General features: G+C 64.7%; 10 protein-coding genes. 8 read left to right on the top strand and 2 right to left on the bottom strand.

Annotated features, from left to right (window positions below; genetic code table 11):
* Positions 1–31 precede the first annotated feature (31 nt).
* The 6 genes from phbB (at position 32) to RCH14_RS08685 (ending at position 5,911) form a co-directional block, all read left to right on the top strand.
* Positions 32–772: an acetoacetyl-CoA reductase gene (gene phbB / locus RCH14_RS08710; protein WP_343025740.1), complete on the top strand. Its 741-nt coding sequence runs from the start codon at positions 32–34 to the stop codon at positions 770–772.
* A 58-nt stretch (positions 773–830) separates the two neighbouring features.
* Entirely contained in the window at positions 831–1,775 is a 945-nt protein-coding gene (locus RCH14_RS08705; protein WP_343025739.1) for a hypothetical protein, read from the top strand.
* Between the two features lie 75 nt (positions 1,776–1,850).
* A complete protein-coding gene (pip, locus tag RCH14_RS08700; protein ID WP_343025738.1) occupies positions 1,851–2,807 on the top strand; it encodes a prolyl aminopeptidase in 957 nt (318 codons plus the stop codon).
* Positions 2,808–2,860: 53 nt separating this feature from the next.
* The gene (locus RCH14_RS08695; protein ID WP_183554758.1) at positions 2,861–3,322 is read left to right on the top strand and encodes a DUF2721 domain-containing protein; all 462 of its coding nucleotides are present in this window, start codon (positions 2,861–2,863) and stop codon (positions 3,320–3,322) included.
* Between the two features lie 25 nt (positions 3,323–3,347).
* On the top strand, positions 3,348–3,803 hold the full coding sequence (locus RCH14_RS08690) for a hypothetical protein (protein WP_343025737.1): 456 nt from the start codon (positions 3,348–3,350) through the stop codon (positions 3,801–3,803).
* Positions 3,804–3,859: 56 nt separating this feature from the next.
* The gene (locus tag RCH14_RS08685) at positions 3,860–5,911 is read left to right on the top strand and encodes an NADPH-dependent 2,4-dienoyl-CoA reductase (protein WP_343025736.1); all 2,052 of its coding nucleotides are present in this window, start codon (positions 3,860–3,862) and stop codon (positions 5,909–5,911) included.
* A 9-nt stretch (positions 5,912–5,920) separates the two neighbouring features.
* On the opposite strand, the gene RCH14_RS08680 is transcribed toward RCH14_RS08685, so the two are convergent.
* Both RCH14_RS08680 and RCH14_RS08675 read right to left on the bottom strand, forming a co-directional pair.
* Complete coding sequence (locus RCH14_RS08680) at positions 5,921–7,042, bottom strand: beta-ketoacyl-ACP synthase III (protein ID WP_343025735.1); 1,122 nt, start codon at positions 7,040–7,042, stop codon at positions 5,921–5,923.
* Between the two features lie 112 nt (positions 7,043–7,154).
* Positions 7,155–8,579 carry a S41 family peptidase gene (locus RCH14_RS08675; RefSeq protein ID WP_343025734.1) on the bottom strand — a complete coding sequence of 475 codons (1,425 nt, stop codon included), beginning with the start codon at positions 8,577–8,579 and terminating at the stop codon, positions 7,155–7,157.
* A 527-nt stretch (positions 8,580–9,106) separates the two neighbouring features.
* Between RCH14_RS08675 and RCH14_RS08670 the strand changes: the two genes are divergently transcribed.
* Both RCH14_RS08670 and RCH14_RS08665 read left to right on the top strand, forming a co-directional pair.
* Positions 9,107–11,194, top strand: coding sequence for a M13-type metalloendopeptidase (locus RCH14_RS08670; protein WP_343025733.1), 2,088 nt, complete (start codon positions 9,107–9,109; stop codon positions 11,192–11,194).
* 79 nt (positions 11,195–11,273) lie between these two features.
* The gene (locus tag RCH14_RS08665) at positions 11,274–13,340 is read left to right on the top strand and encodes a M13-type metalloendopeptidase (protein ID WP_343025732.1); all 2,067 of its coding nucleotides are present in this window, start codon (positions 11,274–11,276) and stop codon (positions 13,338–13,340) included.
* The last annotated feature ends 40 nt before the right edge of the window (positions 13,341–13,380 follow it).

Raw genomic sequence — 13,380 nt, 5'->3', positions numbered from 1 at the left:
GTAGTAACCAACAATAAAACTGGAGAAGGCAATGGCTAGAGTAGCGTTAGTAACCGGCGGCATGGGCGGCCTGGGCGAAGCGGTGTGCATCAAGCTGGCGGCCCTGGGGTACCAGGTCGTCACCACGTTTTCGCCGGGTAATACGAAGGTCGAAGGCTGGCTCGGCGCCATGCGTGAGCAGGGCCTCGATTTCAAGGCCTATGCCTGCGACGTCTCCGACTACGATGCGGCCCAGGAATGCGTGCGCCAGGTCATCGCCGACGTCGGCCCGGTCGACGTGCTGGTCAATAACGCGGGTATCACGCGCGACATGACGTTCAAGAAAATGGACAAGGTCAACTGGGACGCCGTGATCAAGACCAACCTCGACTCCGTCTTCAACATGACCAAGCCGGTCTGCGATGGCATGGTCGAGCGAGGCTGGGGCCGGATCATCAATATCTCGTCGGTCAACGGTCAGAAGGGCGCGTTCGGCCAGACCAACTACTCCGCGGCCAAGGCCGGCATGCATGGTTTCACCAAGGCGTTGGCGCTCGAAGTGGCGCGCAAGGGCGTCACCGTCAACACCATTTCGCCCGGCTATATCGGCACCAAGATGGTGATGGACATCCCGAGCGAAGTGCTGGAAACCAAGATCATTCCGCAAATTCCGATGGGCCGCCTGGGCAAGCCCGAAGAAGTCGCTGGCCTGGTTGCCTATCTGTCGTCGGACGAAGCGGCATTCGTCACGGGCGCGAATATCGCGATCAATGGCGGGCAGCACATGTCTTGATCACGCCTGAGCGCGTTATAAAGCCGTGGCGACACGGCTTTTTTCTTTTGGGGACCACGTGACAAGCTCCTTACCGCGCGTGATTGCGCACTGTGACTGGAGCATCCACCCCGGCAAGCGCTGGATGGTGGTGGCGCTGCGCGATGCCGACAGCACTGGCTGGCAGATCGGCCTGCCCGAGCCGGTTGGCGTGACCGCCACGTTCCTGGAGCGGCTGGCGGCGCGCTCGGCAGCGCCGGGCCCGGTGCTGGTGGGCGTGGATTTTCCGATCGGCGTGCCGGCGGCGTACGGCGCGGCAACCGGGTTGTCGAATTTTGCCGAGCTGCTGGCCAGCGTCGGCAGCGGCGCCTGGGAGCGCTGGTTCGAGGTCTGCGATGAGCGCGCCGACATCGGCATCCACCGGCCGTTCTATCCGGCCCGGCCCGGCGGCCGGCTGCGTGAGCACTTGCTGACGGGACTGGGCTACGCGGATGCCGCCGACCTGCTGCGCGTCTGCGAGCGCAAGACCGATCAGCGTCCCGCGGCATGCAGCCTGTTCTGGACACTGGGCGGCAACCAGGTTGGCAAGGCGGCGCTGGCCGGCTGGCGCGAGGTGCTGCAGCCGCAGGGCGCGCGCATCGCGCTGTGGCCGTTCGACGGGACGCTGCGCGATTTGCTCGGTGGCGAACGCACGATCGTGGCCGAAACCTACCCGGGCGACACCTACCACCGGCTCGGCATCGGTCGCCGGCCCGTGTGGAGCAAGCGCAGCCAGGCCGGGCGCACAGCCGTCGCGCCCCCGCTTCTCGACTGGCTGGCGCGGCGGGGGCACGCGCAGGCGCCGGAACTTGCGGCCGCGATCCGCGACGGCTTCGGCGCCCACGCCAGCGGCGAAGACCAGTTCGATGCGCTGGTCGGCCTGTGCGGCATGCTCGACGTGGTCGACGGCCACCGCGCCGAAGGCCCGCCGCTTGACGCGCAGGTGGGACGCTGGGAAGGCTGGGTGCTCGGCCAGTCGGCGTGACCGCGCCGTCTGCTTCTGCATCGCATGCCCGTACGTTACAATCGATTTTCCGATTCACTGACCGTCAAAGCCCCCATGCCAGTCACGCCGCCGTCGCTGTTCCCGCCGATCCAGCCGCTTCGTAGCGGGATGCTTGCGGTCGACGAACTGCACACGATCTACTGGGAAGAAGTCGGTAACCCGGATGGCATCCCCGTGCTGTTCCTGCACGGCGGCCCCGGTGCCGGGCTGTCGCCGCAGCACCGCCGCTTTTTCGATCCCAAGGCCTATCGCGTGATCCTGTTCGACCAGCGCGGCGCCGGCAAATCGACGCCGCTGGGCGAGTGGCGCAACAACACGACGCAGCTGCTGATCGACGACATCGAACGCCTGCGTGCGCTGTTCGGCATCAAGCAATGGCTCGTGTTCGGCGGTTCGTGGGGCTCGACGCTGGCGCTGGCCTATGGGCAGGCGCATCCAGAGCACTGCCTGGGCTTCGTGCTGCGCGGGATCTTCCTGTGCACGCGCGCCGAAGTCGACTGGTTCATCAACGACATGCGCTGGTTCTATCCTGAGCTGTACGACGAATTCATCGCGCCGATCCCGCCCGCAGAACGCGCTGACCTGCTGGGCGCCTACGCGCGCCGCCTGCTGTGCCACGACCCCGCTGTGTTCTGGCCGGCCGCGCGCGCCTGGAGCCGCTTCGAAGGCCGCCGCGTCTTTCTGCTGCCGCAGCCCGAAGAAGCCGCCAGCGACACGCTCGACCTGGGCGTGGGCCGCCTCGAGGCGCACTACATGGTCAATGGCGCGTTTCTGGACGAAGACCAGCTGGTGCGCGACGTGGGCCGCATCACGCATCTGCCGGCCGTGATCGTGCAGGGGCGCTACGACGTGATCTGCCCGCCGCTGTCGGCCTGGCGCCTGCACCAGGCCTGGCCCGGTTCGACGCTGCAGATGATTCCCGATGCCGGCCATGGCGCGCTCGAAACCGGCATCGCACGTGCGCTGGTCACGGCCACCGAGCAGTTCAAGCGCCACCGGCGCTTCGAATGAGCGGCGGCTGTTAAACTACGCCAGACACACTCCATCAAAACCAGCTTGTTCTCATGAATATCCAGATCAGCGACATCGGCCACGTCATCCAGCTGGCCATCGCGCCCGTTTTTCTGCTCACCGGCGTGGCCACCAAACTGACCGTGCTGACCAACCGGCTGGCCCGCATCATCGACCGCACACGCGTGCTCGAAGACCGGCTCAAGGTCAGCCCCAACACCGAGTTTTCCAGCGAGCTCGAACTGCTGTACCAGCGTTCGCACCTGATCAACTTCGCGATTGCCTCCAGCACCGCCTGCGGCCTGCTGGTGTGCGTCGTCATTGCGATGCTGTTCGCGGGCGACACCACCGGCATCCCGCTCGACCAGTACATCGCCGCGAGCTTCGTGCTGGCGATGCTGGCCCTGATCAGCAGCTTCGTGTATTTCTTGCGCGAGATTTTCATCTCGTCGCGTTTCATGCGCATGCAGCACCAGCAAATCATGATGCAGCAACCGCCGGCACCACTGCCGTAAGGCGGGTGCGGCCAGAAAGAATCTTATGCACGACTACCAACGCCCCCCGACCCTGCACCGCTACGCACTGCGCACTGAACTTGAAAATTCGCTGCGCCTCGGCCAGTTTCGCCTCGAGCCCAGCGGCGGCTTTCTGAACCTGTCGTTTTCCACCGCCTGGGACAAGGGCCTGTTCGACATCATCACGCCGAGCGACACGTGCCTGGTGATTCACAATAGCGAAGAATTCGGCGAGCGCCTGCACCGCGCGGTGCAGCGCATGCTGCCCAACTGGGCCGGCATCGACGGTGCCATCGAATACGGCAGCCGTTCGCCGCTGGGCGCCGCGTTCACCAAGAGCGCCGGCCAGGCGCGCGAGAAGGAATGGCAGTTCGCATGGCGCTCGATGTCGCCAGGCGCGAGCCTGAACCCGATCGTCGTCAAGATCGGCAGCATCGAGAGCTTCGCCGAGCTGCGCGACCGCGACAGCCACCTCGCGTAAGGTGCCCGCGCCGTGTTTAGACGCACGGCTCGACAAAATCGCGGTGTAATGCCGCGATGACGATTCCTTCCACCTCCGCGCCCTACGCGCATTTGCTCGCGCCGCTCGACCTGGGTTTCACCACGCTGAAGAACCGCGTGATCATGGGCTCGATGCATACCGGTCTCGAAGACCGCTTCTACAACTACGGCAAGCTCGCCGCGTTTTACCGCGAACGCGCGCGCGGCGGCGTCGGGCTGATCGTCACCGGTGGCATTTCGCCCAACCGCCAGGGCTGGCTGCTCCCGTTCGGCGGCACGCTCAATTTTATTGGCGACGTGCCGAACCACCGGCGCGTCACGCGCGCCGTGCACGAAGAGGGTGGCAAGATCGTGCTGCAGATCCTGCATGCGGGACGCTACGGCTACCAGCCGTTCGTCGTGTCGGCGTCGAACCTGAAGTCGCCGATCTCGCGCTTCAAGCCCAAGGCCCTTTCTGAATCCGGCATCGAATCGACGATTGCCGCCTACGTGCGCTGCGCACGGCTGGCGCAAAAGGCCGGCTACGACGGCGTGGAAATCATGGGCAGCGAAGGCTATCTGCTCAACCAGTTCCTGTGCGCGCGCGCCAATCGCCGCACGGACGGGTGGGGTGGGCCGATCGAACACCGCATGCGCCTGGCGGTCGAGATCGTGCGCCGGATCCGCGCGGCCGTCGGACCGGACTTCATCCTGATGTACCGTCATTCGGTGCTCGACCTGGTCGAGGGCGGCAACACGTGGGACGAGGTGGTGCTGGTGGCGAAAGCCCTGGAGGCCGCCGGCGTGACGATTTTAAATACCGGCTATGGCTGGCACGAGGCGCGCATCCCGACCATTGTCACGTCGGTGCCGCGCGCAGCGTTCGCGCAGGTGGCGGGCCGCTTGCGGGCTGCGGTTGCCATCCCCGTGGTGGCTTCGAACCGCATCAATATGCCGCACGAGGCCGAAGCCTTGCTGGCGCGCGGCGACGCTGACCTGGTGTCGATGGCGCGGCCGTTCCTGGCTGATCCCGAATTCGTCAACAAGGCGGCGGGCGGCCGCGCGGACGAGATCAACACCTGCATCGCCTGCAACCAGGCGTGCCTCGACCACACTTTCTCGAACAAGCGCGCCACGTGCCTCGTCAATCCGCGCGCCTGTTACGAGACCGAACTGGTGATCCGTCCGGCTGCGCAGCCACGCCGGATCGCGGTGGTGGGCGCCGGCCCCGCCGGTTTGTCGGCCGCGACGGTGGCGGCCGAGCGGGGGCACCGCGTGACGCTGTTCGATGGGCTGGACCGCATCGGCGGCCAGTTCAATGTCGCGATGCGCGTGCCGGGCAAGGAAGAATTCGCCGAGACGATCCGTTATTTCGGGCGCCGCCTGGCGTTACTTGGCGTCGACGTGCGCCTGAACACGGTCGTCACGCGCGAGGCGTTGCTGGCCGAAGGCTTTGACGATGTCGTCGTCGCCACCGGCATCCGCACCCGCAAGCCGGCCATTCCCGGCATCGAGCACCCGATGGTGCTCAGTTACCTGGACGTGCTGCGCGATGGCCGTCCGGTCGGCGCACGCGTGGCGATCATCGGCGCTGGCGGCATCGGGTTCGACATGGGGGAATTCCTTGTGCACGACCCGCAGGTGGCGCTGCCAATGACACCCGCGCACTGGATGGGCGAGTGGGGCGTCGATCCTTTGGTGGCCACAGCGGGGGGCTTGACGGCGCCGGTGGCACCGCATCCGCCGCGCCAGGTCTGGCTGTTGCAGCGCAAGAGCACGCGCCCGGGTGCGGGGCTGGGCAAGACGTCGGGCTGGGTGCACCGCGCAACGCTCGTGCGCAACGGCGTGACGATGCTGGCCGGTGTGCAGTACGACCGCATCGATGACGCGGGCCTGCACATCACGGTTGGTGGGCAGGCGCGTGTGCTGGCGGTGGACAACGTCGTCGTCTGCGCGGGGCAGGAGAGCCTGGCCGAGCTGATGCCGGCCGAGGCAAGCGGCAGCGGCAGCGGGCCGGGCTTTCACAAGATCGGCGGCGCCGCGCTGGCGACGGAGCTCGATGCCAAGCGCGCGATTCGTGAAGGGTTTGTGCTGGCCGCGCGCCTGTAGGGCTGGCGCTTAGAGCTTGCGCACCACCACGCAGCCGATCGAATAACCGGCGCCGAACGAGCAGATCACGCCATTGGTGCCAGCGGCCAGATCGTCCTGGTACTTGTGGAATGCAATGATCGAGCCGGCCGACGACGTGTTGGCGTAGCTGTCCAGGATGACTGGCGCCTCGCCGGCGGTCGCGTCGCGGCCCAGCAGCATGCGCACGATCAGCAGGTTCATGTTCAGGTTCGCCTGGTGCAGCCAGTAGCGCGCCACGTCGTCGGTGGTCAAGCCGGCGGCAGCCAAGGTGTCCTTGATGGTTTCGGCCGCCATCGGGCAGACTTCCTTGAACACCTTGCGACCCTGCTGGCGGAACAGTTTATCCGGCTGGCCGACGCCGTCTTCGTCGAAGCGATTCATGAAGCCGAAGTTGTTGCGGATATTGTTCGAGAAGCTGGTCTTGAGACGGCTGTCGAGGATTTCCCACTGGTGCGCGCCGGTGGCCGTGGCTTGCGCCTCGATGATGATCGCGGTGCAGGCATCGCCAAAGATGAAGTGGCTGTCGCGGTCGCGGAAATTCAGGTGACCGCTGGTGATTTCGGGGTTCAGCACCAGCACCGCACGGGCGCGCCCGCCGCGCACCGCGTCGACGGCGGTGGCGATGCCGAACGTGGCCGACGAACAGGCCACGTTCATGTCGAAGCCGAAGCCGTCGATGCCGAGCGCTTCCTGGACTTCGACCGCCATCGCCGGGTAGGCGCGCTGCATATTGCTGCAGGCGACCAGCACCATGTCGATGTCGTGCGCCTGTTTGCCGGCGCGCTCCAGCGCGTCGCGCGCGGCAGCCACGCACATCTCGGCCTGCAGCGAAATCTGGTCGTCCGGGCGGTCGGCGATGCGCGCCGTCATGTGGGCCGGGTCGAGGATGCCGCTTTTTTCCATCACGTAGCGCGATTGGATGCCGGACGCTTTTTCGATGAAGCCGCTGCTCGATGGCTCCAGCGCCGTGACCTCGCCTGCGGCGATGGCAGTCGCGTGTTCGGCGTTGTGCAGGTCGACGTAGGCGTTGAAGGCGGTCACCAGCTCGTCGTTCGAGATGGAATGCGGCGGCGTAAACAGGCCGGTGCCGCTGATGACGACAGGTATCATGTTCGGGAAACTTTCAAGGAAAATAAGGCCGCTTGGCCGCAAGATGCGCCGATTCTACACGCTCGGGGCGAGCCTGGGAATCGGGCAGGAGTCCGCCAGGGGCGCCGTATCTTCAGCGCTCCTGGCGCGCCAGCGTCGTGCCGCTGGCGCGGCCGGACAGCACCACCGGCTCGCCCTTCAGATGGCGCAGCGCCTGGGCCAGCTGGAAGTCGTCGGCGCTGCCGTAATCGAGCGGCTTGCGCTGGCGCGCCTGGTTCAAGAGCCGCATCTGCTCTTCGATGTCGTCCTCGCGCGTGGCCACTTCGACCCCGCCGCCATTGGTCAGGTGGTGCTGCAGGTCGGCTTCGCGCATGCGCAGGGCGTTCAGGCCGTCGCCATCGAGATACTCATCGACCGGGAAGTCGGGCACGATGCCGCGCGCCTGGATCGAGCGACCGGCCGGCGTGTAGTAGCGTGCGGTGGTCAGCTTGACGGCGGCGTTGCCCCCGATCGGACGAATCGTCTGCACCGAACCCTTGCCGAAGGTCTGGCTGCCGAGGATGGCGGCGCGCTTGTAGTCCTGCAGGGCGCCGGCGACGATCTCGGAGGCCGAGGCCGAGCCGGTGTTGACCAGCACGACCATCGGCAGCTTCTTGAATGCCGGAGGCAGGCTTGCCAGCGGGTCGGCGCCGCTGCGCAGCATGTAGAACTCGGGCCGGCCGTAGAAACGCTGGCGCGAGTCGGCCAGCTGGCCGTTGGTCGAGACGATTTCGGCGTTGTTCGGCAAGAAGGCCGCGGCCACGCCGATCGCGCCCTGCAGCAGGCCGCCGGGATCGTTGCGCAGGTCGAGCACCAGGCCTTTCAGGTCGGGGTCCTGGCGGTACAGCGCCTGCAGCTTGGCGGCCATGTCGTCCACGGTCGGCTCCTGGAACTGCGCCACGCGCAGCCAGGCGTAACCCGGTTCGACCATCCTGGCCTTGACGCTTTTCTGGACGATCTCACGCCGCTCGATGGTGATGGTCAGTGGCGCCGACGCCGACTTGCGCGCGATGGTCAGCGTCACGCGCGTGCCCGGTTCGCCGCGCATGCGCTTGATGGCGTCGTCGATCGGCGTGCCCTGCACCGGGTGGCCGTCGATGCGCGTGATCAGGTCGCCTTCCTTGATGCCGGCATGGTAGGCGGGCGAATCTTCCATCGGGCTGATGATTTCGATGTAGCCGTCTTCGCTGACGCTGATCTCGATGCCCAGGCCGACGAAGCGGCCTTCGGTGCCTTCGCGCAGTTCGCGAAACGCGCGTGCGTCGAGATAGGCCGAGTGCGGATCGAGCGACGCCACCATCCCGGTGATCGCCTGCGACAGCAGGGCCTTGTCTTCGACCGGCTCGACGTAACTGGCCTTGATGATGCCGACGACATCGGCCAGCTCGCGCAACTCGGCCACCGGCATGCTCGATTCGAGCGACGGTTTGAAGGAGAGGGCGGAAAACTGCATCGTCAGGCCAACGCCGGCAACGATGCCGAGGCCAATCAGGCAGCCATTCTTGAAGGTGGAACCCATGTGATCCATTGTGGCAGCGCGCGCCGATCGTGGAACCCGAAGCCCTGTGGTATGCCTGAGGTTGCGCAAGCGGAGTATAAACCGGTTCGCGCGCTGTTGTTGCTAGCCCTTGCGCCACGGCGCGATCGGCAAATTCAGGATCGGATACGGAACATCGACCCAATTGGCGCTAAATAACGATTTGTTACACGCCGTTAGCGAGGGTAAGCAAATGTAAGAGTGGCGCCCGGTGCAACAGTGTCCCCCTATAGTCGTGACTAGTTTTTCTCTCTCTCCACTCTTGAAGTGGTCTTGTCCCGCGGCTTTACTGCCGCGGGATTTTTTTTGCCGGTGTCATCCTGTTGTCACCTTCCAACACATGCATACGCGATATTCACCCGTCTGCGTGTATCGAAAAGTAAAAAAATGACCACGGCCAGCGCCGTTGCAAGTCCACCCGCTAGAATGTTCTTTTGCCGGCACGCAGCAGGCGCGACCGGTCAGATGCTGTTTATTCCTGCGAACACTTAGCAACCAAGGACTTATCCGTGAAGCGACTTCTCCTGAGTACCCTGACCCTGTCCCTGGCGGCAGCCTTTGCCGCACCGGCCATGGCCGCCGACGCCGCGCCTGCGGTCGCCGCCGCTGTTCCAGCAACTGCCGCCGCACCGGCCGGCGTCATCTCCGGCATCGACACCCAGTACATCGACAACAGCGTGCGTCCGCAGGACGATTTCTTCACGCACCTGAACGGCAAGTGGCTGAAAGAGACCGAGATTCCGGGCGACCGCTCGAGCTGGGGCACCTTCATGAAGCTGCGCGAAGACACCACGCCGCAACTGCTGGCGATCATCGAGGCGGCGCAGAAGGACACGGGCGCCAAGGCAGGTACCGAAGCGAAGAAGATCGGCGACCTGTACGCCAGCTTCATGGACGACGCGCGCCGCGAAGCGCTCGGCTACAAGCCGCTGACGGGCGAACTGTCGCGCATTCGGGCACTCAAGGACAAGAAGGGCATTCCGGCGCTGGCCGCTCACCTGGGCAAGATCGGCGTGGCCAGCCCGTACGGCATCTACGTCGGCCAGGACATGCGTGAGTCGACCCGCCACGCGACCTACATCAGCCAGAGCGGCCTGGGCATGCCCGACCGCGACTACTACCTGAAGGCAGACGACGCCAAGCTGGCCGAGATCCGCGCCAAGTACCAGGTGCACGTCGGGAAGATCCTGGCGCTGGCTGGCGAAAAGAACGCCGCCGCGCAGGCCAAGGCGATCGTCGACTTCGAGACCGATCTGGCGAAGGTCCAGTGGACCAAGGTCGAGAACCGCGATCCGGTCAAGCGCTACAACAAGATGACGGTGGCCGAGCTCTCCAAGCTGGCGCCGGGCTACGACTGGAAAGGCGCGCTGGGTGCCGCCGGCGTGGGCAACAAGATCGACACCATCATCGTCAACCAGCCAAGCTACTTCACGGGCTTCGATGCGCTGCTGGCCAAGACCGACCTGGCCACGCTCAAGTCGTACTTCGAATGGCAGCTGCTGCGCGAATACGCGCCGTACCTGTCGAAGGCATTCGTCGACGAGAACTTCGCGTTCTATGGCACTGCGCTGACCGGCGTGGCCGAGCAGCGTCCGAGCTGGAAGCGCGGCGTGTCTACCGTCGAAGGCACGCTGGGCGAGGCGCTGGGCAAGCTGTACGTGGCCGAGCATTTCCCGGCCGAGCGCAAGGCGCGCATGGAACAGCTGGTGAAGAACCTGATCATCGCCTATGGCCAGTCGATCGACAACCTGGACTGGATGAGCCCTGCGACCAAGAAGGAAGCACGCGCCAAGCTGGCCAAGTTCACGCCGAAGATTGGCTACCCGGACAAGTGGCGCGATTACTCGCGCCTGACGATCAAGCGCGATGACCTGGTGGGCAATGCAATGCGTGCATCGACCTTCGCCTACAACTACAACATCGACAAGCTCGGCAAGCCGATTGACCGTACCGAGTGGGGCATGACGCCGCAGACGGTCAACGCCTACTACCGCAGTACGATGAACGAGATCGTGTTCCCGGCCGCGATCCTGCAGCCGCCGTTCTTCGACATGCGCGCCGACGACGCGGTCAACTACGGCGCCATCGGCGCCGTGATCGGCCACGAAATCGGCCACGGTTTCGACGACAAGGGCAGCCAGTCCGATGGCGACGGCAATTTGCGCGACTGGTGGACGGCCGAAGACCGCGCCGCCTTCAAGGCCCGCACCGACAAGCTGGTCAAGCAGTTCAACGGCTACGCGCCGCTGCCGGGCTACAACGTGAACGGCGAACTGACGCTGGGTGAAAATATCGGCGACAACGCCGGCCTGTCGATCGGCTACAAGGCCTATAAATTGTCGCTGGCCGGCAAGCCGGCGCCGGTGATCGACGGCTTGAGCGGTGACCAGCGCTTCTTCATGGGCTTTGGCCAGGTGTGGCGCTCGAAGATGCGTGAAGCCCAGCAGATCAACCAGGTGAAAACCGACCCGCACTCGCCGGGCCAGTTCCGCGCCAACGGCACCGTGTCGAACATGCCCGAGTTCTACGAGGCATTCAACGTGAAACCGGGCGACAAGATGTACCTGGCACCTGAAGACCGGGTCATCATCTGGTAAGGTTCCAGGGCAAGGGGCCGGCGTCACGAGCGCCGGCCTTTTGCATTGCACTCATACACAAAAAGAGAGAGAGATAACCATGCAACGAAAACTGATCAGCGCAGCAGCGCTGGTGTTGACCACGTCGTTCATCGCGCCGCTGGCGCTGGCCCAGGCCACGGCCGCCACCGCCACCGCGCCGGCCGGCCCATCGTCCGGCATTGCGACGCAATACATCGAACCGTCCGTGCGGGCCCAGGACGATTTCTTCGAACACCTCAATGGCAAATGGCTCAAGAGCGTCGAGATCCCGGCCGACAAGTCGACCTGGGGCGCGTTCCACCAGCTGCGCGATGACACGCTGCCGCAACTGCGCGCGATCATCGAACGCACGGCCGCCGACAAGAACGCCACTGCCGGCAGCGAAGCGCGCAAGATCGGCGACTTCTACGCCAGCTACATGGACGAAGCGCGCCTCGAGCAGCTGGGCGCCACGCCACTCAAGGGCGAGATGAGCAAGATCGCCGCGATCAAGAGCAAGGCCGAACTGCCGGCGCTGTTCGCGCACCTGAATCGCGCTGGCGTGACCGTGCCGTTCACGTTCTTCATCCACCAGGATGCCAAGGATTCGACCAAGTACGTCGCCGACCTGTACCAGTCGGGTCTGGGCATGCCTGATCGCGACTATTACCTGAAGCAGGACGACGCCAAGCTGGCCGAGGTACGCGCCAAGTACCAGATGCACATCGAGAAGATGCTGGCGCTGGCCGGCAGCAAGACCGCCGCCAATGATGCGAAAGCCATCCTCGACCTGGAAACCCAACTGGCCAAGGTGCAGTGGACCAAGGTCGAGAACCGTGATCCGATCAAGACCTACAACAAGGTCGAGTTCAACAAGCTGGCCGCGCTGGCGCCGGGATACGACTGGAACACGTGGCTGAAGGCCTCTGGCCTGCAGGGCAAGGCGACCTACCTGATCGTCAGTCAGCCGACCTACCTGAAAGGGTTTACTGACGTCCTCAATCGCGTGCCGCTGGCGACCTGGAAAGCGTATCTGCAATTCCAGACCGTGAACGGCTACGCCAACTACCTGTCGAAGGCCTTCGTCGACCAGCGCTTCTCGTTCAACGGCACCACGCTGGCTGGCATCCCGGAACTCGAACCTCGCTGGAAGCGTGGCGTCTCGACACTCGAAGGCAGCCTGGGCGATGCCGTGGGCAAGCTGTACGTGAAAGACCACTTCCCGGCCGAGCGCAAGGCGCGCATGGAAGTGCTGGTCAAGAACCTGCTGGCCGGCTACAAGGACTCGATCGACACGCTCGACTGGATGAGCCCGGCGACCAAGAAGGAAGCGCAAACCAAGCTGGCCAAGTTCACGCCGAAGATCGGTTACCCGAACAAGTGGAAGGAATACACGGCGCTGACCGTCAAGCGCGATGACCTGGTGGGCAACGTGATGCGCTCGCGCGACGTGGAATACAACCGCGAACTGAACAAACTGGGTAAACCAATCGACCGCGACGAGTGGGGCATGACGCCGCAGACCGTCAACGCCTACTACAACCCGGAACTGAACGAAATCGTGTTCCCTGCCGCGATCCTGCAGCCGCCGTTCTTCGATGCGAAGGCCGACGACGCGGTCAACTACGGCGGCATCGGCGCCGTGATCGGCCACGAAATCAGCCACGGCTTCGATGACCAGGGTTCGCAGTACGACGGTGACGGCAATATGCGCAACTGGTGGACCGAAGAAGACGGCAAGCGTTTCGGCGAAAAGACCAAGGCCCTGATCGCCCAGTACGCCGCATTCAGCCCGCTCGAAGGCTACAACGTGAATGGCGAACTGACCCTCGGCGAAAACATCGGCGACAACTCGGGCCTGGCGATTGCCTACAAGGCCTACAAGATCTCGCTCAAAGGCAAGCCAGCACCCGTGATCGACGGCCTGACCGGCGACCAGCGCTTCTATATGGGTTGGGGCCAGGTGTGGCGCACGAAGATGCGCGAGCCTGCGCAGATCGCGCAGATCAAGACCGATCCGCACTCGCCGGCGCAATACCGCGCCAACGGCACGCTGAAGAACCAGCCTGGCTTTTACGAGGCGTTCAAGGTCAAGGCCGGCGACAAGATGTACCTGGCACCGAAGGATCGCGTGATCATCTGGTAAGCCTGCAGCGCAGGACACTGCTTGCATAGGACAAGGGCCG

Origin of the sequence: Massilia sp. MP_M2 (assembly GCF_039123635.1) — a bacterium.
Taxonomy (GTDB): domain Bacteria; phylum Pseudomonadota; class Gammaproteobacteria; order Burkholderiales; family Burkholderiaceae_D; genus Telluria.
The sequence above is the reverse complement of the archived record's forward strand: the minus strand, read 5'-3'. Positions and strand labels throughout refer to the sequence as shown.

Bases quoted from the DNA above. Each gene is read 5' to 3' on its own strand.
- RCH14_RS08665 (WP_343025732.1), top strand. From the start codon at position 11,274: ATGCAACGAAAACTGATCAGCGCAGCAGCGCTGGTGTTGACCACGTCG.
- RCH14_RS08685 (WP_343025736.1), top strand. From the start codon at position 3,860: ATGACGATTCCTTCCACCTCCGCGCCCTACGCGCATTTGCTCGCGCCG.
- RCH14_RS08680 (WP_343025735.1), bottom strand. From the start codon at position 7,042: ATGATACCTGTCGTCATCAGCGGCACCGGCCTGTTTACGCCGCCGCAT.
- RCH14_RS08695 (WP_183554758.1), top strand. From the start codon at position 2,861: ATGAATATCCAGATCAGCGACATCGGCCACGTCATCCAGCTGGCCATC.
- RCH14_RS08690 (WP_343025737.1), top strand. From the start codon at position 3,348: ATGCACGACTACCAACGCCCCCCGACCCTGCACCGCTACGCACTGCGC.
- pip (WP_343025738.1), top strand. From the start codon at position 1,851: ATGCCAGTCACGCCGCCGTCGCTGTTCCCGCCGATCCAGCCGCTTCGT.
- RCH14_RS08675 (WP_343025734.1), bottom strand. From the start codon at position 8,579: ATGGGTTCCACCTTCAAGAATGGCTGCCTGATTGGCCTCGGCATCGTT.
- phbB (WP_343025740.1), top strand. From the start codon at position 32: ATGGCTAGAGTAGCGTTAGTAACCGGCGGCATGGGCGGCCTGGGCGAA.